Source organism: Micromonospora sp. NPDC048063 (genome assembly GCF_043202855.1).
GTDB lineage: Bacteria > Actinomycetota > Actinomycetes > Mycobacteriales > Micromonosporaceae > Micromonospora.
In genome coordinates this window covers 1-21,743 of record NZ_JBIDBG010000023.1, presented here as the reverse complement: position 1 = coordinate 21,743, position 21,743 = coordinate 1, and the positions used below count along the sequence as shown (strand labels likewise).

20 protein-coding genes are annotated in these 21,743 nt (G+C 75.9%); 3 read left to right on the top strand and 17 right to left on the bottom strand.

The window, feature by feature from the left end:
- Positions 1-128 precede the first annotated feature (128 nt).
- Together ACGFZ2_RS31265 and ald are read right to left on the bottom strand one after the other, a co-directional pair.
- Complete coding sequence (locus ACGFZ2_RS31265) at positions 129-1,121, bottom strand: site-specific tyrosine recombinase XerD (RefSeq protein ID WP_393460065.1); 993 nt, start codon at positions 1,119-1,121, stop codon at positions 129-131.
- A gap of 11 nt (positions 1,122-1,132) precedes the next feature.
- Complete coding sequence (ald, locus tag ACGFZ2_RS31260; protein ID WP_393459928.1) at positions 1,133-2,248, bottom strand: alanine dehydrogenase; 1,116 nt, start codon at positions 2,246-2,248, stop codon at positions 1,133-1,135.
- 291 nt (positions 2,249-2,539) lie between these two features.
- On the opposite strand from ald, the gene ACGFZ2_RS31255 reads away from it, so the two are divergent.
- Positions 2,540-2,797: a TM2 domain-containing protein gene (locus ACGFZ2_RS31255; RefSeq protein ID WP_393459925.1), complete on the top strand. Its 258-nt coding sequence runs from the start codon at positions 2,540-2,542 to the stop codon at positions 2,795-2,797.
- Between the two features lie 76 nt (positions 2,798-2,873).
- Here ACGFZ2_RS31255 and ACGFZ2_RS31250 read toward each other — a convergent pair whose 3' ends face one another.
- From ACGFZ2_RS31250 to ACGFZ2_RS31190, 13 genes are all read right to left on the bottom strand, one after another.
- Positions 2,874-3,512: an NUDIX domain-containing protein gene (locus ACGFZ2_RS31250; protein WP_393459922.1), complete on the bottom strand. Its 639-nt coding sequence runs from the start codon at positions 3,510-3,512 to the stop codon at positions 2,874-2,876.
- Positions 3,509-5,260: a CTP synthase gene (locus tag ACGFZ2_RS31245; protein WP_393459919.1), complete on the bottom strand. Its 1,752-nt coding sequence runs from the start codon at positions 5,258-5,260 to the stop codon at positions 3,509-3,511. Before ACGFZ2_RS31245 ends, ACGFZ2_RS31250 begins: the two co-directional genes overlap by 4 nt.
- Positions 5,261-5,410: 150 nt before the next feature.
- A complete protein-coding gene (locus ACGFZ2_RS31240; RefSeq protein WP_393270090.1) occupies positions 5,411-7,693 on the bottom strand; it encodes a hypothetical protein in 2,283 nt (760 codons plus the stop codon).
- Positions 7,693-8,892 carry a glycosyltransferase family 4 protein gene (locus ACGFZ2_RS31235; protein WP_393459916.1) on the bottom strand — a complete coding sequence of 400 codons (1,200 nt, stop codon included), beginning with the start codon at positions 8,890-8,892 and terminating at the stop codon, positions 7,693-7,695. Before ACGFZ2_RS31235 ends, ACGFZ2_RS31240 begins: the two co-directional genes overlap by 1 nt.
- Before the next feature lie 55 nt (positions 8,893-8,947).
- Positions 8,948-10,645: a murein biosynthesis integral membrane protein MurJ gene (murJ, locus tag ACGFZ2_RS31230; protein WP_393459913.1), complete on the bottom strand. Its 1,698-nt coding sequence runs from the start codon at positions 10,643-10,645 to the stop codon at positions 8,948-8,950.
- A 1-nt stretch (position 10,646) separates the two neighbouring features.
- The gene (locus ACGFZ2_RS31225) at positions 10,647-11,513 is read right to left on the bottom strand and encodes a hypothetical protein (RefSeq protein ID WP_393270098.1); all 867 of its coding nucleotides are present in this window, start codon (positions 11,511-11,513) and stop codon (positions 10,647-10,649) included.
- A 58-nt stretch (positions 11,514-11,571) separates the two neighbouring features.
- Positions 11,572-12,510, bottom strand: coding sequence for a copper transporter (locus tag ACGFZ2_RS31220; RefSeq protein WP_393459910.1), 939 nt, complete (start codon positions 12,508-12,510; stop codon positions 11,572-11,574).
- Positions 12,511-12,537: 27 nt separating this feature from the next.
- Positions 12,538-13,716: a putative cytokinetic ring protein SteA gene (steA, locus tag ACGFZ2_RS31215; protein ID WP_350712376.1), complete on the bottom strand. Its 1,179-nt coding sequence runs from the start codon at positions 13,714-13,716 to the stop codon at positions 12,538-12,540.
- 119 nt (positions 13,717-13,835) lie between these two features.
- On the bottom strand, positions 13,836-15,593 hold the full coding sequence (gene recN / locus ACGFZ2_RS31210) for a DNA repair protein RecN (protein WP_393459907.1): 1,758 nt from the start codon (positions 15,591-15,593) through the stop codon (positions 13,836-13,838).
- Between the two features lie 142 nt (positions 15,594-15,735).
- Positions 15,736-16,620, bottom strand: coding sequence for an NAD kinase (locus tag ACGFZ2_RS31205; protein ID WP_393270106.1), 885 nt, complete (start codon positions 16,618-16,620; stop codon positions 15,736-15,738).
- Positions 16,621-16,693: 73 nt separating this feature from the next.
- A complete protein-coding gene (locus tag ACGFZ2_RS31200; RefSeq protein ID WP_393459904.1) occupies positions 16,694-17,554 on the bottom strand; it encodes a TlyA family RNA methyltransferase in 861 nt (286 codons plus the stop codon).
- A 22-nt stretch (positions 17,555-17,576) separates the two neighbouring features.
- Positions 17,577-17,846 (bottom strand): hypothetical protein, encoded by a 270-nt coding sequence (locus ACGFZ2_RS31195; RefSeq protein WP_393459901.1) that lies wholly within the window; start codon positions 17,844-17,846, stop codon positions 17,577-17,579.
- 25 nt (positions 17,847-17,871) lie between these two features.
- The gene (locus ACGFZ2_RS31190) at positions 17,872-18,540 is read right to left on the bottom strand and encodes a phasin family protein (RefSeq protein WP_393459898.1); all 669 of its coding nucleotides are present in this window, start codon (positions 18,538-18,540) and stop codon (positions 17,872-17,874) included.
- 113 nt (positions 18,541-18,653) lie between these two features.
- Here ACGFZ2_RS31190 and ACGFZ2_RS31185 point away from each other — a divergent pair, with 113 nt between their 5' ends.
- The gene (locus ACGFZ2_RS31185; RefSeq protein ID WP_350712397.1) at positions 18,654-18,992 is read left to right on the top strand and encodes an SCP2 sterol-binding domain-containing protein; all 339 of its coding nucleotides are present in this window, start codon (positions 18,654-18,656) and stop codon (positions 18,990-18,992) included.
- A gap of 100 nt (positions 18,993-19,092) precedes the next feature.
- Here ACGFZ2_RS31185 and ACGFZ2_RS31180 read toward each other — a convergent pair whose 3' ends face one another.
- On the bottom strand, positions 19,093-20,103 hold the full coding sequence (locus ACGFZ2_RS31180; RefSeq protein ID WP_393459895.1) for an HAD-IIA family hydrolase: 1,011 nt from the start codon (positions 20,101-20,103) through the stop codon (positions 19,093-19,095).
- Positions 20,100-21,041: a Replicase polyprotein 1ab gene (locus ACGFZ2_RS31175; RefSeq protein ID WP_393460063.1), complete on the bottom strand. Its 942-nt coding sequence runs from the start codon at positions 21,039-21,041 to the stop codon at positions 20,100-20,102. The genes ACGFZ2_RS31180 and ACGFZ2_RS31175 overlap by 4 nt, the downstream gene beginning before the upstream one ends.
- On the opposite strand from ACGFZ2_RS31175, the gene ACGFZ2_RS31170 reads away from it, so the two are divergent.
- A partial coding sequence (locus tag ACGFZ2_RS31170) for a hypothetical protein (protein WP_393460075.1) occupies positions 21,000-21,743 on the top strand: 744 nt, incomplete at its 3' end. The two genes, ACGFZ2_RS31175 and ACGFZ2_RS31170, sit on opposite strands and share 42 nt — an antisense overlap.

Below are 21,743 nucleotides of genomic sequence, written 5' to 3'. Positions count from 1 at the left end.
TCCGCGCCGATGCCGACTGTACGCCACCGGCCGACGGGCCGGTCGCACCCGCTCGGCGTGTCGCCGCCCCGCCGACCAGGCCACCCCCGGCGGACCGGCCGACGCCCACCGGCCGGACGGTCGACGGGTCAGCCGCGGGCCCGGGGATGGGCGGTGGCGTACACCTCGCGCAGCCGTTCCACGGTGACCAGCGTGTAGACCTGGGTGGTGGTCACCGAGGCGTGGCCGAGCAGCTCCTGCACCACCCGCACGTCCGCGCCGCCGTCGAGCAGGTGGGTGGCGTAGGAGTGACGCAGGGTGTGCGGGGAGACCGCCTGCGACCCGTCCACCGGCAGGCCGGCCCGCTGGGCGGCGCGGCGCAGGATGGTCCAGGCCCCCTGGCGGGACAGCGCGCCGCCGCGGGCGTTGAGGAACACCGCCGGGGTGCCCCGGCCGGCGGCGGCCAGCCCGGGCCGGGCCCGCACCAGCCAGGCGCGCAGCGCCTCGACCGCGTACCCGCCGATGGGGACCAGCCGGGTGCGGCCGCCCTTGCCGCGCAGGACGACGGTGCCCTCGCCGACGTCGAGGTCGTCGACGGCCGCGCCGACCGCCTCGGAGATCCGCGCCCCGGTGCCGTACAGGAACTCCAGCAGCGCCCGGTCGCGCAGCGCGAGCGGCGCTTCGTCGCCGGTGGCGGTCACGGCGCCGGCGGTCTCCAGCAGCCGGACCACGTCGTCCACCGGCAGCGCGCGGGGCAGCCGGCGCGGCGGGGTGGGCGGCCGGACGTCGCGGCTGGGGTCGCCGCCGGCCAGCCCCTCGCGCAGCGCGAAGCGGTGCAGCCCGCGCACCGCGCTGGCCGCCCGCGCCGCGGACGAGACCGCCAGCGGCGGGTGCGCGTCGTCGCCGGCCCGCAGCCGGGACAGGTGCTCCTCGACCTGGCCGGGGCCGACCGCCGCCAGGTCCGGCACCCCGGCCGCCGCCAGGGTGGCCAGGTAGCGCTCCAGGTCCCGGCAGTACGACGAGAGCGTGTTCGCCGACAGTCCCCGTTCGACGGTGAGGTGGTCCAGGTAGCCGCGGACGGCACGGCGCAGGGCCGGCGCGGGCTCCGCGCCCGCGCCGGCCCCGTCCGGTGTGCCGGTCAGCCCGCCGCCCCTCAGGCCAGCGCGTCGGCCAGCGGCAGGGCCCGCATGCCGTGCGCCTCGGCGACCGGGCCGTAGGTGACCTGGCCGTCGTGGGTGTTCAGGCCCAGCGCCAGCGCCGGGTCGCGGCGCAGCGCCTCCCGCCAGCCGTGGTTGGCCAACTCCAGGGCGTACGGCAGGGTGACGTTGGTCAGCGCGTAGGTGCTGGTGTGCGGCACGGCGCCCGGCATGTTCGCCACGCAGTAGAAGATCGACTCGTGGACCCTGTAGGTCGGGTCGGCGTGCGTGGTGGGACGCGAGTCCTCGAAGCAGCCGCCCTGGTCGATGGAGATGTCGACCAGCACGCTGCCCGGCTTCATCCGGGAGACCAACTCGTTGGAGATCAGGGTCGGGGCCTTCGCGCCGGGCACCAGCACCGCGCCGATGACCAGGTCCGCGTCGAGCACGGCCCGCTCGATCTCGTACGCGTTGGAGGCGACCGTCTGGAGGTGGCCGCGGTAGATGGCATCGGCCTGGCGCAGCCGCGCGACGTTCTTGTCCAGCAGCAGCACCTCGGCCTGCAGGCCGAGCGCGATCGCGGCCGCGTTCATGCCGGAGACGCCGGCGCCGATGACCACGGTCTTCGCGGCGTACACGCCGGAGACGCCGCCCATCAGGATGCCCCGCCCGCCGCCCTGCGCTTGCAGGTGGTACGCGCCGACCTGCGGTGCGAGCCGGCCCGCCACCTCGGACATCGGGGCGAGCAGGGGCAGCGACCGATCCGGCAGCTCCACCGTCTCGTAGGCGATGCCGGTCACCTTGCGGTCGAGCAGCGCATCGGTGCATTCCTTGGACGCGGCCAGGTGCAGGTAGGTGAAGAGCACCTGCCCCGCGCGCATCCGGTGGTACTCCTCGGCGACCGGCTCCTTGACCTTGAGCACCAGCTCGGCGGTGTCCCACACCTCGTCGGCGGTGGCCAGGATCTTGGCCCCGGCGGCGGCGAAGTCGTCGTCGCTGATGCTGGACCCGACCCCGGCACCGGCCTCGACGAAGACCTGGTGACCGCTGCGGACGAACTCGTTGATGCCCGCCGGCGTGATCGCCACGCGGTACTCGTGGTTCTTGACCTCGCGGGGGATTCCGACCTTCACGATGCAGACACCTCTCTCCGGGGCTGCTCTCCCCCGACTGCTCGGCGCCACGACGGCCCCTTTGCCGCCGCGGTCCACCGGTCCCGTCGGCGGCAGTCTAGGCGCGCCGCCGCCCGAAATGAGCCAGCACAGTGACATCCGGTGCCCGCCCACCCTGACGAAGTGTCAGGCGTCGACCCGGCCGACGGTGGGACGCCACCTCAGCCGTCAGGACAGTGTTCGTCCATTATCGTCCCATCCAGTGGGTCCCGCTGCGGACACGACGAGAGTGGATCACTAGGGTGTCGCCTCATGACCACACCTCCTTACCAGCCCGGGTACCCGGCGGGCGTTTCCGACAAGAGCAAGCTCGTCGCCGGTCTCCTCGGCATCTTCCTCGGCGGCTTCGGTGCCGGCCGGTTCTACATGGGCGACACCAAGACCGGTGTCCTCCAGCTCGTGGTGAGCCTTGTGACCTGCGGCTTCGGCAGCATCTGGGGCCTCATCGACGGCATCCTGATCCTCGTCAACGGTGGCGTCGACGGGCAGGGCCGGCCGCTGCGCGACTGACCCGACCGGAACGACGAAGGGGCCGTGCGGCGAACCGCACGGCCCCTTCCCGTGTACCGCGTCCGGCACGGCCGGCTCAGCGCGGCGGCGGCGTGTCCGCCCGACGCAGCGCCGACCAGCCGGCGTCGCGGCCCCGGGCGGCGGCGAGCAGCCCGGCCACGCAGGACGCGTTGGTGATCTCCCCCGCGAGGACCATGCCGACCGCCTCGTCCAGGTCGATCCGGACGACCTGGAGGTCGGCCTCCTCCTCGCTGCGCTCGTGGCGCCGCTCGGCCGGCACGTCGGTCAGCTCCCGGGCCAGGAACACCCGGACCAGCTCGTTGGTGAAACCCGGCGAGCTGTGCAGGTCGACCAGGACGTCGAGCCGTCCCGCGACGAGGTCGACCTCCTCGGCCAGCTCCCGGGCCGCGGCGGCGGCCAGGTCCTCGCCGGAGACGTCGGTCAGCCCGGCGGGCAGCTCCCACAGGTGCCGCCCGACGGGGTGGCGGTACTGGCGGATCAGCACCACCTGGCCGGCGGAGTCGAGCGCCACCACGGCCACCGCGCCGACGTGCCGGACGAAGTCCCGGACTCCCGTCCCGCCCCCCGGCATGGTCACCTCCTCGCTGACCACGTCGAAGATCCGGCCGCGGTAGCGCTCGGTGCGAGAGCGCACCTCGTAGCGGTGCTCGACGGCGCTGCTGTGCCCGGTGGCCTGCTCGCTCCGCTCGCTCACGAGGCCGACGCCGCCTTCGCGGCGGCGCCGCCGTTGCGGGCGGCCTTCTTCGCCGCCGCGTTCTCCGCCGCCTCCAGGTCCACCGGGAGCTGGTCGGCCTCGGAGTACGCCACGGCCGCCTTGACGAAGGAGGCGAACAGCGGGTGCGGCCGGGTCGGGCGGCTCTTCAGCTCCGGGTGCGCCTGGGTGGCCACGAAGAACGGGTGCAAGCCGCGGTCCAGCTCGATGAACTCGACCAGCCGGCCGTCCGGCGAGGTGCCGGAGAAGCGCAGGCCCGCCTTGGTGAGCTGGTCCCGGTAGGCGTTGTTCACCTCGTACCGGTGCCGGTGCCGCTCGCTGATCTCGGTGCTGCCGTACGCCTCGGCGACCAGCGAGCCCTCGGCCAGCTTCGCCGGGTACGCCCCGAGCCGCATCGTGCCGCCCAGGTCGCCCCTGCCGGCGACGATGTCCTCCTGGTCGGCCATGGTGGCGATGACCGGGTGCTTCGCCTCCTCGTCGAACTCCAGCGAGTTGGCGCCCTCCAGGCCGGCCAGGTGCCGGGCCACCTCGATGGTCATGCACTGCAGGCCGAGGCAGAGGCCGAGCAGGGGGATGCCGTTCTCCCGGGCGTACCGGGCGGTGCCGATCTTGCCCTCGATGCCGCGCACCCCGAAGCCGCCCGGGATGACGATGCCGTCGACGCCGGCCAGGGCGGCCGCGGCGCCGGTCGGGGTGACGCACTCGTCGCTGGGCACCCAGCGCAGCTGCACCCGGGCCCGGTGGCCGAAGCCGGCGGCCCGGATCGCCTCGCTCACCGACAGGTACGCGTCGGGCAGGTCGACGTACTTGCCGACCACGGCGACGGTGACGGTGTGCCGGGGCTGGTGCACCCGGTCCAGCAGGTCGTCCCAGCTGGCCCAGTCCACGTCGCGGAAGGAGAGGCCGAGCCGGCGCACCACGTACGCGTCGAGGCCCTCCCGGTGCAGCACCTTGGGGATGTCGTAGATGCTCGGCGCGTCCGGGGCGGCGGTGACCGCCTCGCGGTCGACGTCGCAGTAGAGCGACAGCTTCTGCTTGACCTTGTCGGGGATCTCCCGGTCGCAGCGCAGCACCAGCGCGTCGGGCTGGATGCCGATGCTGCGCAGCTGGGCCACCGAGTGCTGGGTCGGCTTGGTCTTCAGCTCCCCCGACGGCGCCAGGTACGGCACCAGCGAGACGTGCAGGTAGAAGCAGTTGTCCCGACCCAGGTCGTGGCGGACCTGCCGGATCGCCTCCAGGAACGGCAGCGACTCGATGTCGCCGACCGTGCCGCCGACCTCGGTGATCACGACGTCCGGCACCTGGCCGTCGTCGTCCGGGTCGGCCATGGCCAGGATCCGCGACTTGATCTCGTTGGTGATGTGCGGGATGACCTGGACGGTGTCGCCCAGGTACTCGCCGCGCCGCTCCTTGGCGATCACGTCCGAGTAGATCTGGCCGGTGGTGACGTTCGCCTTCCCGGAGAGTGCCCGGTCCAGGAAGCGCTCGTAGTGCCCGACGTCGAGGTCGGTCTCGGCGCCGTCCTCGGTCACGAAGACCTCGCCGTGCTGGAACGGGTTCATCGTCCCCGGGTCGACGTTGAGGTAGGGGTCGAGCTTCTGCATGACCACGCGCATGCCGCGCGCGGTGAGCAGGTTGCCGAGGCTGGAGGCGGTGAGGCCCTTACCCAGCGAGGAGGCGACGCCCCCGGTGACGAAAATGTGCCTGGTCGTCCGTGCTGAAGGGGCCAAGGCCTGCTCCCGTGTCGTCTGTCGCGGTCGTGCAGACCGCCGTGCCGATCAGCAAAGTGATCACGCGATCCACGGGATTCCACGGTAACACCTCACCCGACCCCGCCGCCCGGCGCACCCGTACCGGCCGTCCGGGTGTCGCCGGCCCGCTCAGGAGGCCGTGACCTCGGTCGATGGCCGGCCGGCCGGCGCGTCCGGCCCGGCGACCGGATCCGCGGTGCTCGCCCCGGCACCCGCCGCCCCCGGGCCGTCCGGGCCGCCGTCGTCCGATCCCCCGCCGCCGCCCGGCCCGTCGCCGGCCCCACCCGGCCCGCCGTCGCTCTGGCGGGCCGCGTCGGGCTGGGTGCGGTCGGTCGAGTGGTCGAGCACCCGCAGCGCGGCCAGCGCCGCCATCGGCACCACCAGGGCGCCGGCCGCACCGGCCACGTCCAGGGCGTCGCCGCCCAGCACCCCGCCGATCACCGCGGCGACGGCGGTGCCGGCCATCGCCGCCCGCATCGCCGGGTAGATGCCGAACAGCCGCATCAGCCCGCCCCACGGCTGGAGCAGGGCGAACCAGACCAGCAGGGCGCCGGCCAGGGCCAGCACGGTCAGCGGGCTGTTGACCAGGGTGTCGAAGTTGGCGGTGCTGGAGCGGTGCACGGTGAGCCCGCCGGTGCCGTCGCCGACGGCGGCCAGGAAGCGGCCGAGGCTGCCCCGCTCGGCGGCGGGCCGGCGCAGGTCCAGCACCGCGAAGCCGATGGTCAGCGCCAGCCCGGCCATGGTCGCCCAGGCCAGCCGGCTGATCGTCAGCCAGCCGCCGGCGCTGATCGCGGCGGCGACGCTCAGCCCGGCGGTCAGCGCGATCGCGCCGACCGGGTCGGACCCCAGGTACGGGCTGCCGACGACCACCACGGCCGCGCCGCCGACGACCACCATGACGGTCGGCCGCCAGGACCGGCGGACCCGCTGGGCCAGCCACCCCGCGCTCAGCAGGGCGCCGGCCAGGAACACGCCGAGCCCGACGGTGCCCAGCCCGGCGTACCGGCCGCCCTCCAGGGCCGAGTAGCCGACCACCCCGTTGAGCTGGAGGCGGGCGCCGGTGAGCACGTCCACCCCGACGGCCAGCGCGGTCAGCCCCGCCACCGCGCCGAGCGGGCCGAGGGTGCTCGCGTACCCCGGCGCCAGCCGGACCACCGCGGTCGCGGCGACCAGCAGCAGCACGGTCACCCCGGCGAAGTAGACGCCGGCGTGGTCGCCGCGCCACCACGGCACCGCGTCGGCGAGCAGGGCCGCCGGCACGGCCAGGGCGGCCCCGATCAGCAGCAGCTCGACGACCGACACGACCCGCCGCGACACCGGCTCCGGGCCGTACGGGCCGGCGTGCCGGCGGGCCCGGCGCAGCAACGGCAGCACCGCCACCGCCAGGACCACCTGGACGCCGGCGAGCAGGGCGAAGAACCAGTCCGCCACCCGCCGTTGGGCGGCCGCCTCCCGGTCGGCGTCGGCGGGCTGCGCGATCGCGGTGGCCAGGTCCGCCGGCCGCCCGGCGACCGATTCGGCCGGCCGACCGAGGAAGAGCCGCTCGGGCATCGGCCGGCCCAGCGCGGTGAGCGCGGTCGGTGCGAGGTCGACCAGTTGCAGGTAGCCCTCCCGGCCGGTGCTGGCCGAGGTGAGCCACCCGCGCTCCCAGCCCGGCCCGTCGGCGACGGCCACGTGCAGCCGGGACGGCACCTCGGTGTCGGACACCCCGGCGACGATCACCAGCGAGCGGGGCGGCCGGGCGGCGAGCACCCGGGCCAGCCGGGCGTCGGCCTCCCGGGCCGCCGCGGCCCGGGCCGCCGGGTCCTCGCCGGCGACCGTGCCGAGGTCGACGATGCTCAGCACGCACGAGCCGAGCAACTCGGCGGGGTCCTCGGGCAGGGCGGCGGCGTACCGGTCGACCCGGCCGAACGGCCGGGCGGCGGCCACCGCCGCACCGGGCCCGACCGCCACCGAGCAGCGCACCGACTCCGACAGCGCGCCGGGCACCGCGCCCCACGGCAGCCGCTCCTGGTTGTGCAGGACGACGCTCTCCTGGTCGGGCAGGTTCGCGCCGATACCGTCGGGTTGCTCCACGGTCACCGCCGTCGGGGGGCAGCCCCCGACCTGCCGGCTGCCGTTCCAGGCGGCGAAGCTGCCCGCCCCGAGGGTCAGCCAGCCGTCCACGGGGCAGGTCGGCCGGTGCGCGGAGCGCACCGAGAGGGAGCCGATGGAGCCGTCGCGGGCCATCCGCCACAGCGTCGGGGTGGTCTGCGGGTCGACGTCCTCCCAGCGCAGCCCGGCCACCCCGGCGAGCACGACGAAGTCGGCGGTGCGCTCCGGCGCCTCCCGGTCCGGCCGGGCGGTCAGCGCCGCGATGCCGAGCGCCACCACGACCAGGGTCAGCAGGGCCGGGGCGAGTCTGCGCAACATCACCGGCGTCCCGTCGACGGGGCGTGACCGTCACGTCCGGGTTCGGCGGGCCCGCCGTCGGCGCCGGGGGCCGCGGATCCTGCCGCGTCCGGGGCCAGCTCGGCGTAGAGCGCCGCGAGCTGGGCGAGGGTGTCCGCCTCGGTGGGCCAGGTCGCGGCCCGGGCGGCGCCCCGCCGGCCCAGCTCGGCCCGACCGGCCTCGTCGTCGAGCAGGGCGCGCACGGCCGCGTCGACCGCGTCCACGTCCCCGGGCGGCACCAGTGCCGCGGCGTCGCCGACCAGCTCCGGCAGGCCGCCGACGGCGGTCGCCACCAGTGGTACGCCGGCCCGCATCGCCTCCTGCGCGAAGAGCTGGCGGGCCTCCCAGTCGCTGGTCACCAGCGCCAGGTCGGCCCCGGCGAGCAGGTCGGCCACGTCGGTGCGGTGCCCGAGCAGGGTCACCGGGGCCCGGGCGGCGGAGATCCGGGCGGCCAGCGGCAGGTAGGCCGGGCCGCTGCCGGCGATCACCACGACCGGCGCCGGGGTCCGGGTACGCCACCGGGCCGCCGCGTCGACCAGCACGTCGTACCGCTTCTGCGGGTGCAGCCGGCCGACCGAGAGGATCAACTGCTGGCCCGGGCCGACGCCGAACTCGGCGCGGACGGCGGCCCGGCGGCGGCGCGGCGCGGGCAGCGCCGGCGCGGCGACCGGGGCGAGCCGGGCGTCCGTCGCGCCCAGCGCGGCGGCCCGCTCGACGAGGTCGGCGGAGGCGCCGAGGGCCACCCGGGCGCCCCGGGCGACGACCCGCTCGACGAGGCGGGACACGCCGCCGCGCAACCCGCCGGCGAGCACCGCGTTGTGCCAGGTGACCACGAGTGGCACGGCCGGCCGGGCGAGGACGGCGACCAGCCCGGCCCGCAGCCCGTGGGCGTGCAGCACGTCGACCGGCTCGGCGGCGAGGGCGCGGCGCAGCGCGCCCACGGCACGGGCGTCGGCAGGGGTCGGGCTGGCCGGGATGTCCACCGGCCGGAACCGGGCGCCGACGCCGGTGAAGTCGAACTGCTCCTGCGTCGCGGCGGGCCCACAGACCAGTACGGCGGCGCCCGCGGCGGTCAGCCCCTGGGCGAGGGAACGGACGTGCTGCCCGACCCCGCCGGTGCTGGAGGCGAGCAGCAGGGCCACGGTGCCGCGCCAGTTGGTGTCCGGTGTCGGTTCCGTCACCGGGACCACCCCCGCTCGTCGGTCGCCGCCGGCCGGTCACCCGTCCTGCACCCGCTCACCGGGACACCGTCTCCTTCCCGTCACCCCGTTCCGGGGGGATCTCGCCCTCACCCGTCCGTTCGGCGGGGGCCGCCGGCCCGCGCCGGCCCCGGCTCAGCCGCCGGAGCACCCCGGCCAGCAGCGGTCGCACGTCCCGCCGGTCGATCAGCCAGACGACGGCGAGGAACACGACGCCGACCAGGACTCCGGACAGCATGCCCTGCACGAGTGCGGCCGGTGTCGTCGGGGTGCCGTCGCCGGCCGCGTCCAGCCAGCGGGCGGCGGCCGCCCCGGCGAGCGCCGCCAGGGCACCGGCGAGCAGCCCGGCGGCGCCGGCCCGGCCGACGCCGGCGAGCGCGGCGGCCCCGGCCGAGCGCCGCACGGCGGCGAGCAGCAGGCCGCCGAGCAGCAGCATCCCGGCCGAGTTCGCCAGGGTGACCGCCAGCACCCGGTCCGCCACCGGGAGCAGGGCCGCCAGCGGCACCGCCGCCACCGGTACGGCCAGCCAGCCGGCGGTGATCGCCACGGTGGCGGGGCGGGTGTCGCCGCGGGCATAGAGGGCCCGGGAGAGCACCGCGAAGAGGCCGTAACCGAGCAGCCCCGGGGCGAAGCCGGCGATCCCGGCGGCCGTGGACCCGGGATCGTCCGGGTAGAAGAACGAGGCGACCGGCGCGGCGGTGCCGACCAGGGCCGCCGCGCCGAGGCAGCTGAACAGCAGCACGCCGCGCGCGGTCGAGGAGAGCGTGCGCCGGTAGTCCCCGTCGTCCCCGGCGGCCGCCGCGGTCGCCAGCGTCGGGTACGCCGCCACGGCCAGCGGCACCGCCAGCACCGCCCAGGGCAGCAGGTACATGGTCTGGGCCAGGTTGAACACCTGCGGCGAGCCGGTCGGGCCGCCGGAGACCCGGTTGAGCAGCACCAGCAGCGCGATCTGCTGGGCGGTGACGGTGACGGCGCCGGCCAGCGCCAGCCCCTTCACCCGCGCCCGGGCGTCGGCGGGGAACGCGTACCCGGGGCGCAGCCGCAGCCCCAGCCGGCGCAGCGGGATCAGCAGCGACAGCGACAGCACCACCACGCCCGCCGTGGTGCCGCCCGACAGGATCAGCTCGCCGCCGCGGCTCACCTGCGCCACGCTCGCGCCACGTCCCTCGGCGCCGCCGAAGGCGAGGTAGACCACGATCACGGTGAGGCTGGACAGCAGCGGCGCGATCACCGGCCAGGCGAACCGGCGGTGCGCCTGGAGCACGCCGGTCAGCACGATGCCGATGCCGTAGAGCGGCAGCTGCGGGGCGAAGACCCGCAGCATCCGCGCGCCGGCGGCCACCTCCGCCTCGGAGCGCCCCTCGCTGATCAGCGACACGACCGGGCCGGCCGCCACCGCGACCAGCACGGCCAGCGGCACCAGCAGGGTGACCGTCCAGGTGAGCAGGGCGCCGGTGGTGGCGGCCACCGCGCGCCGGTCCCCGGCCGCGACCGGCCCGGCCAGCAGCGGTACGACCAGACTCGCCAGCGCGCCGCCCGCGACGATCTCGAAGATGATGTTCGGGACCGTGTTGGCGATCACGTACATGCCGCCGAGGTCGCTCTTCTGCACGACCCAGGTGAAGACGGCGGTGCGGCCGAACCCGGCGAGCCGGCTGAGCACGGTGAGGACGGCGATGAGCGCGGCTGCTCCGGCGACGCGGCCGGCGCCGGCGAGGGGTGCCGGGGTCGTCACGTCAGTCGGCGCGACGGCCCAGCGCGTCGAGTTCGCGCAGCCCGGGGGTGCGCTGGATGACCTGGGTGAAGCTGACCTTCTCGCTGGCCGCGGTGAGACCGGCGAGCACGGCGAGCAGCCCGGCCCGCCCGACCGGCCCGGTACGCGCGGCCAGCGCCACACCCAGCAGCGCGCCGAGCGCGTTCGCGCCGCTGTCGCCGAGCATCACGTCCTCGCCGAGGTCGTCGGGGAGCAGCCCGGCGGCGGCGCCGACCGCGCCCGCGGCGATCCCGCCGTGCGGGCCGCCGGCCAGCGGGGCGCCGAGCAGGATGCCGGACTTCAGCGCCCGGCCGGGTCGCAGGTCCAGCAGGTTCAGCAGGTTCGCGGTGCCGGCGATGACGCCCGCGCCGAGCAGCACGTCGACGCCCCGGCCCAGCGTGCCCTGCCGCTGGCGGCGGCGGTGCCCGGCGACCCGGGGGTCGGCGGCGAGCAGCGCGGCGGCGCCGAGCCCTGCCGCGCCCACCCCGACGACCTTGACGAGCCCGGCGGTGACCCGGCCCTCGCGCAGCGCGGCCAGGTGACCGGCGAAGCCCTTGGCCGCCTTCTGCTCCGGCCGCGCCCCCACCACGTCGTCGTAGAGCCCGACGGCCCCGGCGCCCACCCCGGCGACCAGGGCCGCGGCCCCCGAGGACGCGCTGGAGGCGCCGAACGCGCCCGCCCCGGCGGCCCCGGCGGCGAGCGCCGGCCCGGCGGCCAGGGTCACCGTGCGGCCGCGGAAGTTCGTCCGGTCCAGGGCGGGGCCGGCCGGCGAGGTGCGCACCTCGCGCAGCGCGTACCGGGCGGCGGCGGCGCCCGCCCCGGCGATCAACAGTCGACCGAGCAGACTCACGCGGCCCCCTCCCGCTCATGCGTTCGGCTGAATCCGGACACCGGGGTACGTCGCTCGCTCACTGGGGCAGTCTAGGCAGCAGGGTGGCGTTGTCGCCGACGCCGTACTGCCCGGCCTTCTTCTCGGTCACCTGCTGCACCATCGCGAGGGCGGTGACGAGCTGGCCCTGGACAGTGTTGGCGTTGTCGACGGTGGAGATGCTCTGCACCAGCACCGGGTCGCTGCGGACGGCCGCGACCAGGTTGCCGCCGGTCGAGCCGTTGCCGGCGACGACGATCGTCCCGGCGCGGTCGAACTGCTCGGCGACCTTGAGCACCGACTCGTCCTTCTTCGCCGAGTCCTTGTCCACGTACGGCTGCCCGCTGACCACGACGACGGCCTCCGCCGACGCGCTGACCCGCTCCTCGGTGGTCAGGTAGTTGGCGTTGGTGTACGCGGCCAGCACCGCCCGCCGGTCGGCCTCGGTGACCGGGGTGGCGCCGGGCGCCCGGTCCAGCAGGACGCTGGCCAGCAGCGCGCTGGACGTCTCCACCCCGTTGCCGTTGCCCGGCAGGTCGGCGGTCGGCGCGCTGGTGGGGCGCGCGGCGGTGACCGCCAGTTCCAGCAGGGCGTTGTTGTTGTCCGGATTGATGAACTTGTCCTGCAGGTCGATGCGACCCGTCATCTCGGCCCCGCCGAGCTGGAGCATCTTGACCACGCCCTCGGTGTGGTCCCGCCCGGTGGGCAGGGTGACCACCACCACCCGCTTGCCGGCGAGCTTGCCCGGCAGGAACAACTCCGCCATCTGGGCCGCGAAGTCCTCCTCCAGCTCCAGTTCCTTCTCCATGCTCTGGACCTGCTGGCGCATCAGCTGGTTGTCCTTGCGCAGCCCGTTGACGTTCTCCTTGAGCGAGTCGGCGACCGGGCCGTTCAGGGCGGCGGTGCCGACCACCAGACCGATCGCCAACGCGAGGAAGACCGCGGTCAGGGACACCACGTGGTACCGGAAGTTGATCACACCTGCAGCCTCTTGATCGGTCGGACGCTAGAAAAGCTGTTCAAGCTGGAACACGAAATTGTTCCACCACTCGGAAACCACACCCAAATACGCCTTGCCGACGGTGGAGACCGCCACGGCGGAGGCCATCGCCGCGATCGCGGAGAGCACCAGCAGCAGCAGCGAGGACCCGGAGATGCTCTGCCGGTAGAGGCGGCTCACACCCTTGGCGTCGACGAGCTTGCCGCCGACCTTGAGCCGGGTCAGGAACGTGGAGGCCATGCCGCCGCGGCCCTTGTCCAGGAACTCCACCAGCGTGGCGTGGGTGCCGACGGCGACCAGCAGCGAGGCGCCCTTCTCGTCGGCCAGCAGCATGGCCAGGTCCTCGCTGGTGGCCGCGGCCGGGAAGGTCACCGCCGGTACGCCGAGCCCGGTGACCCGGGCCAGGCCGGGCGCCCGCCCGTCCGGGTAGGCGTGCACGATCACCTCGGCGCCGCAGCGCAACACGTCGTCGGTGACCGAATCCATGTCACCGATGATCATGTCCGGCGTGTAGCCGGCCTCCACCAGCGCGTCCGCGCCGCCGTCGACGCCGATCAGCACCGGCTTGAACTCGCGGATGTAGGGGCGCAGCACGTCCAGGTCGGCCTTGTAGTCGTAGCCGCGCACCACGATCAGGCAGTGCCGCCCCTGGATCTCGGTCTGGATCTCCGGCACGCCGACGCCGTCGAGGAGCAGGGCGCGCTCCTGCTTGAGGTAGTCCATCGTGTTGGCGGCGAACGCCTCAAGCTGGACCGACAGGCCCTCCCGGGCGTCGGCCATCGCCTTGGCCACCGTCTCGGCGTCCTGGAGGCTGCCGTGCGCCACCGGCTCGTCGCCGACGTAGACGGTGTTGCCCTCGATCCGGACCGTGTCGCCCTCACGGATCCGCTCGAAGATCCCCTCCCCCAGGTCGTCGAGGAGCGGGATGCCGGCGCCGATCAGCACCTCCGGCCCGAGGTTGGGGTAGCGACCGGAGACCGACGGCTTCGCGTTGAGCACGGCGGCGACACCGACCGCGACGAGCGAGTCGGCGGCGACCCGGTCCACGTCGACGTGGTCGATGACCGCGATGTCACCGGGGCGGAGCCGGCCGACCAGGCGCTTCGTCCGGCGGTCCAGGCGCGCGGTGCCGAGGATTCTGCCCGGTTCCGCGTTCCGGGTCCGGCGCAACGTGGGTAGACGCATCGTGACCATCCTGGCATGTGAGGCAGGCATTTCTGTCGCGACATGCCTGAGCAGGGCCGCCTACCCAGGGAAGCACACTAGCGCGCAGGCCGGTGTGCCTGTGCTCACAATCGCCGCCCTCACGGACGCCTTTCCCGGGCCGCCACGGCGAGAAGCTCCTCGGCATGGGCGATACCCAGGTCGGAATCGGGCAAACCCGCGAGCATCCGGGCCAGCTCCCGGGCCCGCTCCGTGTCCTCCACCACGCGGACCCCGCTCGTGGTGACCGCTCCGCCCGTGTCCTTCGCCACCACCAGATGCCGGTCGGCGAACGCGGCGACCTGCGGCAGGTGGGTGACCACGAGCACCTGGTGACTGCGGGCCAGCCGGGCCAGCCGACGACCGATCTCCACCGCCGCCTGGCCACCGACCCCGGCGTCCACCTCGTCGAAGACCAGCGTGGGCGGCCCGCCCGAGCCGGCGAAGACGACCTCGATGGCGAGCATCACCCGGGACAGCTCACCGCCGGAGGCACCGCGCTGCAGCGGCAGCGCGGGCGCGCCGGGGTGGGCCAGCAGGCGCAGCTCGACCTCGTCGCCGCCGTCCGGGCCGACGCCGACCTCGGCGCCGTTGACCGGCAGGCTCGGCTCCGCCCGGCCGGCCGGCCGCGGCAGCACCGCCACCTCGATCCGGGCGTGCGGCATGGCCAGGCCGGCCAGCTCGACGGTGACCTGCTCCGCGAAGCGGGTCGCCGCCTCCTGCCGGGACGTCGACACCCGGCCGGCCAGGTCGGCCACCTCGCCGGCCAGCCGCGCCGACTCCCGCTCCAGCTCGTCGAGGAGCTCGTCGGAGGTGTCCAGGTCGGACAGCCGGGTGCGGGCCCGTTCCGCCCAGGCGATCACGCCGTCGACGTCGTCGGCGTACTTTCGGGTCAGGGCGCGCAGCGCCGCCCGGCGCTCGTAGAGGGCCTGCAACCGGGCCGGGTCGGCGTCGAGCGCGGCGAGGTAGGCCGACAGCTCGGCGGAGACGTCCGCCACCAGCGTCGCCGCCTCCTCCAGCCGCCCCGCCAGCTCGCCGAGCGCCGGATCCGTGCTGGCCTGCGCCTCGAGGGTGCGCCGGGCGGTGCCGAGCAGCGCCGTGGCGTCAGGGGTCTCGTCGGCCGCCTCCACGCCGCCGGCCACGCACTGGTGGGCCAGCTGCGCCGCGGTGCGCAGCCCCTCGGCGTGCTCCAGCCGCTGCGCCTCCGCCTTCAGCTCGTCGTCCTCGCCGGGCTGCGGGTCGACCCGGGTGATCTCGTCCAGGCCGAGCCGCAGCAGGTCGGCCTCCTGGCTGCGCTCGCGGGCGTTTCGCCGCCGGTCGGCCAGGTCGTCGACCACGGCGCGCCAGCGGGCGTACGCCTCGCGCAGCGCGTCGAGCAGCTTCTCGTGCTCCGGGCCGGCGAACCGGTCCAGCGCGGCCCGCTGCTCGGCCGGACGCAGCAGCCGCAGCTGGTCGGACTGGCCGTGCACGGCGACCACCTGCTCGCCCACCTCGCCGAGCATGGCCACCGGCATGCTGCGCCCGCCCAGGTGTGCCCGGGACCGACCCTCCACCGTGACCGTGCGACTGAGCAGCACCGAACCGTCCTCGTCGGGCTCGCCGCCGGCGTCGACGACCCGGGTGTGCACGGCGGCGGCGACCCGGCCGTCGAGCCGCAGCCGCCCCTCGACCACCGCCCGGCCGGGCTGGGCCCGGACCCGCCCCGCGTCGGCACGGCCACCGAAGAGCAGGCCGAGGCCGGTGACCACCATCGTCTTGCCCGCACCGGTCTCGCCGGTGATGACGTTCATGCCGCCGGTCAACGGCAGCGTGGTGTCCTCGATGACGCCCAGTCCGGTGATGCGCAGCTCTTCCAGCACAGCAACCGACAGTAGACGCGGCCCCCGACAGTTGACCAGCCGGCGCGGGCGTACCGGGGCGTCGCGCCCCGCCCCACCACCGGCCGGGGCGCCCCGGTGAGACCGGTCACCGCCGGTGCGGACACGCGCCACGGGCGCGCCGTCAGCGGCGGTTGCCGCGCCAGCCGTGCACGGGCAGGTCGAACTTCGCCACCAGCCGGTCGGTGAACGGGCGGTCCCGCAGCCGCACGATGCGCACGGGCAGCGCGCCGCGCCGCACCGTGACCCGGGCCCCGGGCGGCAGGTCGTAGACGCGCCGGCCGTCGCAGGACAACACCGCGAGGGTGGTGAACGGGTCGACGGTGATGACGAACGTGGAGGTGGGCGCGGTGACCAGCGGCCGGCTGAACAGCGCGTGCGCGCTGATCGGCACCAGCAGCAGGGCCTCCACCTCGGGCCACACCACCGGCCCGCCGCCGGAGAACGCGTACGCCGTCGAGCCGGTGGGGGTCGCGCAGACCACACCGTCGCAGCCGTAGCGGGACAGCGGGCGGCCGTCCACGTCGACGAGCAACTCCAGCATCTGGGCGCGCTCGCCCTTCTCGACGCTGATCTCGTTGAGCGCCCAGGACTCGATGGTCGGGCCGCCGTCGAACTCGGCGGTCACGTCCAGCGTGAGCCGCTCGTCCACGGTGTAGTTGCGGCCCACCACGTCCCGCACCGCGCTGTCCAGGTCGTCGATCTCCGCCTCGGCGAGGAAGCCGACCTTGCCGAGGTTGATGCCGAGCAGCGGCGCCTTCGCCGGCCGGGCCAGCTCGGCCGCGCGCAGGAACGTGCCGTCCCCGCCGAGCGCGAAGACGATCTCCGCGCCCTCGGCCGCCTCCAGGCCGGTCACCGGCACCACGCCGGGCAGGTCGAGGTCGTCGGCCTCCTCGGCGACGACCCGTACCTCGAAACCGGCCGCGATGAGGTCGGCGGCCACCGCCCGCGCGTGCTCGGTGCTGCGGCGGCGGCCGGTGTGGGTCACCAGCAGGGCCGTGCGGCTCACCGGGACGGCCGTCCCGTCGCGCCCGCCCGGCACCCGCACGGCCCAGCCACGACTGCGGGGCTCGCCTGCTCGCTCACCCGGCCACCTCCTCCGTCGCCGTGTCCGGCAGCTCGCCGGACGGCACCGGGCCCTGCGGCCCGGCGGTCACCACGGCACGCACCCGATCCGGGTCGGCCGGCGGTGCGTCCCGGCGTAACCATACGAAGAACTCGACGTTGCCGCTGGGCCCCGGTAGCGGGCTCGCGGCCACGTCGGCCAGACCGAGGTCGAGCCGCGCCGCCGCGGCGGCGACGTCGAGCACCGCCTCGGCGCGCAGCGCCGGATCGCGGACCACCCCGCCGGCGCCGACCCGCTCCTTGCCGACCTCGAACTGCGGCTTCACCATCAGCGCGAGGTCGCCGTCGGGCCGGGTGCAGCCGGCCAGCGCCGGCAGCACCAGCCGCAGCGAGATGAACGACAGGTCGGCGACCGTGAGGTCGACCGGCCCCCCGATGGCCTCCGGAGTGAGCGTACGGACGTTGGTGCGCTCGAAGACCCGCACCCGGGGATCGTTGCGCAGCGGCCAGGCGAGCTGCCCGTAGCCGACGTCGACGGCCACCACCTCGGCCGCGTCGGCGCGCAGCAGCACGTCCGTGAAGCCGCCGGTGGAGGCGCCCGCGTCCAGGCAGCGCCGGCCGGCCACCCGCAGCCCACCGGGGGCGAAGGCGGTCAGCGCGCCGGCCAGCTTGTGCCCGCCCCGGGAGACGTACTCCGAGCTGGGGTCCTCGCCCGTGACCAGCAGCGGGTCGGCGGGGTCGACCATCGCGGCGGGCTTGCGGGCGGGCACCCCGCGCAGCTGGACCCGGCCGGCCTCCACCAGCGCGGCGGCCTGCTCCCGGGAGCGGGCCAGGCCGCGGCGGACGAGTTCGGCGTCCAGCCGGTTACGACGTGCCATGCGTGGTTCTTCTCCGGTCCGGTCAGGCCTGGTCGATGGTGGCGAGGGTTTCCCGCAGCGTCTCGTACGCCGCCTCGTACTGCGCGATCTGGTCGGCCGGGGCGAGCGTCGCGGCGTTGGCCATCGCGCGCACGGCGGCGTCGACGGCGGGGTGGCGCGCCTCGTCGAGGTCGTCGAGCGGCTCGGGGCGCGGCGGCCCGGGACGCGGTCCGGGCATGGGGCCCGGCCGGGCAGCGGGCAGCGGCCCGGGACGGGCACCCGGCGGCGGGCCGGGACGGTGGGGGCCGGTCACGATCCGCTCCCGGCCGCGGGGCGGATCACGCCTCGCCGCCCGGCTGCTGCCTGCGGGCGGACGTCTTCTTCACCGGCCGGGCCGGCCCGGCGTCGACGCCCTGGGCCTTCTCCGGCTGGACCTGCTCGACGTCCGCACCCTGGGCCTTCGCCGGCTGGACCTGCTCGCCGTGGCTGCCCTCGGCCGGGGCGACGGCCGACGGCGCCCGCTTCGCCACGGCCTTCTTCGCCACGGCCTTCTTCGCGACCGCCTTCTTGGCCACGGCCTTCTTCGCGACCGCCTTCTTGGCCACCGCCTGCGTCGGGCCGGGCGCGGCCGGCCCGACCGTGGGGGGCGCGGCCGGCTCGGCAGCGCCCGGGGCCACCGGCGGGGTGGCGGGGGCCGCGGGGGTCGTCCTGGCCTCCCGGAGCTGGCGCTCCAGCTCGTGCACCCGGCGGGTCAGCTCGGCGACCTCGTCGGCGGTGGCGAGCCCCACCGCGCCGAGGGCCCGGTCGACCTCGAACCGGACCAGCTTGGTCAGCGCCTCCCGGTTCGCCGCGCCGGTGGAGACGAGTTCCTCGGCGAGCGCCTGCAACTGGCCGGCGGTCGCCCCGCCCGAGCCGACGAGGCGGCGCACCGCGTCCTGGGCCTTCTTCCGGGGCGCCTCCGTCAGGCCCATGGCCAGCTCGAGGTAGGCGCGCCACGCGTCCTGCATGCCTGAGTCCTTCCGCGGGGCGGGGGTGTGCAGGTGTCACGCTACCGGGCACCCCGCAACCCCCTGTGCGGTACGGTGCCGGGGACGGCGTGGCGAACGGCGAGGGGGCGACAGTGGCCAGCGTGGACGAGTGCCGGCAGGCGTTGCAGGAGCTGGCCGCCCGGCTGGACCGCAACGCGGAGACGGTGCGGGAACGGATCGACCTGGACCGCACGCTGGCCTGCCGGATCACGGACCTGGACACCGCCTTCCACGGCCGGCTCGCCGACGGCCGCCTGGTCGACCTGGCCGACGGAGACGACCCGAAGGCGAAGATCGCGCTGAGCACGAGCAGCGACGACCTGCTCGCGTTGGTGCGCGGTGAACTCGACATCACCCGCGCGGTCACGTCCCGGCGAGTGTCGATCAAGGCGAACCCGCTCGACCTGATGAAGCTGCGCAAGCTGCTCTGAGCCGCGGCCGAGGCAGCCTGCTTCGAGCCCTGGCCGGGGCGGCCCGACCACCGGGATGAGACCGGGCCGGGGGCGTTCGGGCCGGGGAGGGCGGGACCGTTCAGGCGGACAGGCCGAACGCGGTCAGCGCCTGCCCGGCCGCCGCCGACCCGGCACGCACCCGCGTCGCGTCCCCGGTCCAGGCGGCCGCGCACAACGCCGCCAGGGCGTCCAGCGGGCGGCCCGCCCCGGACAGCTCCAGCGCGCCGTCCCGCGACGCCACCGACCACCCGTCCGCCGGGCCCGGGACCCGCACCACCGCCGCCGGGTCGAAGAGCCCGGCGAGATCCATCGCAACGTACGTCGGCCGGTGCTCCGGCGGGGCGGCGAGCAGCTCGGCCACGTCGCTGACGCCGGTGAGCACCAGCAGGCTGTCCAGGCCCGCCCGCCGGGCGCCCTCGATGTCGGTGTCCAGCCGGTCGCCGACCACCAGCGCCCGGCCCTCGCCGGCGCGGCGGGCCGCGGTGGCGAACAGCGCCGGCTCGGGCTTGCCGACGACCACGTCGGGATCCCGCCCGAGCGCGGTCCGCAGCGCGGCGACCAGCGCGCCGTTGCCCGGTAGCGGTCCCCGACCGCTGGGCAGCGTCCGGTCGGTGTTGGTGGCGATCCAGGTCGCCCCACCGCGTACGGCCACCGACGCCTCGGCCAGGTCCACCCAGCCGACCTGCGGCCCGTACCCCTGCACGACGGCGACCGGCGACTCGTCGGCCCGGGACACCGGCGTCAGCCCGGCGGCGCGGACCTCGGCCCGCAGTGCCTCGGCGCCGACCACCAGCACCGCGGCGCCGGGGGGCAGCCGGTCGCGGAGCAGCTCGGCGGCGGCCGCCGCGGAGGTGAGCACCTCCTCCGGCCGGGCGGGAACGCCCATCCCGGTGAGCAGGGCGGCCACCTCGCTGGATCGGCGCGAGGCGTTGTTGGTCGCGTACGCGACGCCCCGCCCCTCGGCGTGCAGCCGCCCGACCGCCTCGACGGCGCCGGGGATCGGCCGGTCGATCAGGTAGATCACCCCGTCCAGGTCGAACACGACCAGGGCGTACCCGTCGACCAGCCGCTCCCCGGCGTCCGCCGTCATCGCTGCGGGGCGTCCGACTCGCCGGTGCCGGCCGACTCGCCGCGGGCGGCGGCGTCGGTGGCGTCGGTCCCGGTGCCGTCGGCGGTGGGACCGGCCGCGACAGCGTGCGCCTCGTCGTCGGTCAGCTCGTCGTCGGCCAGGTCGTCCGTCGGCACGTCCGCGCTCCCGGCCTCGTCCCGCTCGCCGGCGGTCGGGCCGGCCTCGTCCCGTCGCCCGTCGTCGTCGCGCTCGGCGTCGCCGGTGAGGTCGGCATCCGGACGGGCCGGCACCGCACCCGGGGCGCCGGGGCCGGCGGCGATCGCCTCGGCGGACTCCTCGTCCTCCTCGTCCCCCTCGATCACCACACCGTCGAGCTCCAGCAGGCGCTCGGCGGCGTCGGTCTCGCCCTCGGTGTCCACGTCGGCCGCCCGGGAGAACCACTCGCGGGCCTCCTCGCGACGACCGACCGCGAGCAGCGCGTCGGCGTACGCGTAGCGCAGCCGGGCCGTCCACGGCTCGGCCGCCTCGACGGTCAGCTCGGGAACCTGGAGCATGGCCACCGCGGCGTCCTTCTGGCCGAGGTCGCCGCGTGCGCCGGCCGCCACGATCAGCAGCTCGATCGCCACGGCCTGGTCCAGCTTCTCCCGGTCCGCACCACGGAACAGGTCGATCGCCCGCTCCGCCCGGCCCAGCGCCCGCTCGCAGTCCGCGAGCACCGCCAGGTGGCTCTGCAGCCCGGTCATCCGGTGGTACGTGCGCAACTCCGCGATCGCGGTCTGCCACTCCCCCGCGTGGTACGCGGCCAGGCCTACCGCCTCGCGGACGGCGGCGATCCGGGACGCCAGCCGACGGGCGGCCAGCGCGTGCGCCAACGCCTCCGCCGGGTCCTCGTCGATCAGCTGACCCGTGGCCACCAGGTGTCGGGCGACCGTCTCGGCGACCGGCTTGGCCAGCGACAGCAGCTCAGCCCGGACGTCCTTGTCGAGGTCGGTGGCGACGATCTCGTCGGGCAGCGTGGGAGCCTGGGTGCGCTCCCCCTCCGCCTCCGGACGCTCCCGCCGCTCGTCGCGGCGCTCACCGCCACGGAAGCCGCCCTCACGGTCACCGCCACGGAGGCCGCCCTCACGGTCGCCGCCCCGGTAGCCGCCCTCACGGCGCTCACCGCCGCGGTACCCGCCTTCGCGGCGCTCACCGCCCCGGTAGCCGCCCTCGCGACGCTCACCGCCGCGGTACCCGCCCTCGCGGTCACCGCCCCGGAAGCCGCCGCCCTGGCGCTCGCCGCCCTCACGACGGAACCCACCGTCGCGGCGCTCTCCACCGCGGAAGCCCTCACGGTCACCGCCGCGGAAGCCACCCTCGCGGTCACCACCCCGGAAGCCACCGCCGGGCCTGTCGCCACCCTCACGGCGGTCGCCGCCACGGAAACCACCCTCGCGACGCTCACCACCGCGGAAGCCGCCCTCACGGCGCTCACCACCGCGGAAGCCACCGTCGCGGTCACCGCCGCGGAAGCCACCCTCGCGACGCTCACCGCCGCGGAAGCCACCCTCGCGACGCTCACCGCCGCGGAAACCGCCCTCGCGGTCACCACCCCGGAAGCCACCGCCGGGCCTGTCGCCACCCTCACGGCGGTCGCCGCCACGGAAACCACCCTCACGGCG

What these genes read in the sequence shown, in the direction of transcription:
- ACGFZ2_RS31255 (WP_393459925.1), top strand. Translation starts at nt 2,540, where the DNA reads ATGACCACACCTCCTTACCAGCCCGGGTACCCGGCGGGCGTTTCCGAC.
- ACGFZ2_RS31240 (WP_393270090.1), bottom strand. Translation starts at nt 7,693, where the DNA reads ATGTTGCGCAGACTCGCCCCGGCCCTGCTGACCCTGGTCGTGGTGGCG.
- steA (WP_350712376.1), bottom strand. Translation starts at nt 13,716, where the DNA reads ATGCGTCTACCCACGTTGCGCCGGACCCGGAACGCGGAACCGGGCAGA.
- ACGFZ2_RS31200 (WP_393459904.1), bottom strand. Translation starts at nt 17,554, where the DNA reads ATGGCACGTCGTAACCGGCTGGACGCCGAACTCGTCCGCCGCGGCCTG.
- ACGFZ2_RS31190 (WP_393459898.1), bottom strand. Translation starts at nt 18,540, where the DNA reads ATGCAGGACGCGTGGCGCGCCTACCTCGAGCTGGCCATGGGCCTGACG.
- ACGFZ2_RS31180 (WP_393459895.1), bottom strand. Translation starts at nt 20,103, where the DNA reads ATGACGGCGGACGCCGGGGAGCGGCTGGTCGACGGGTACGCCCTGGTC.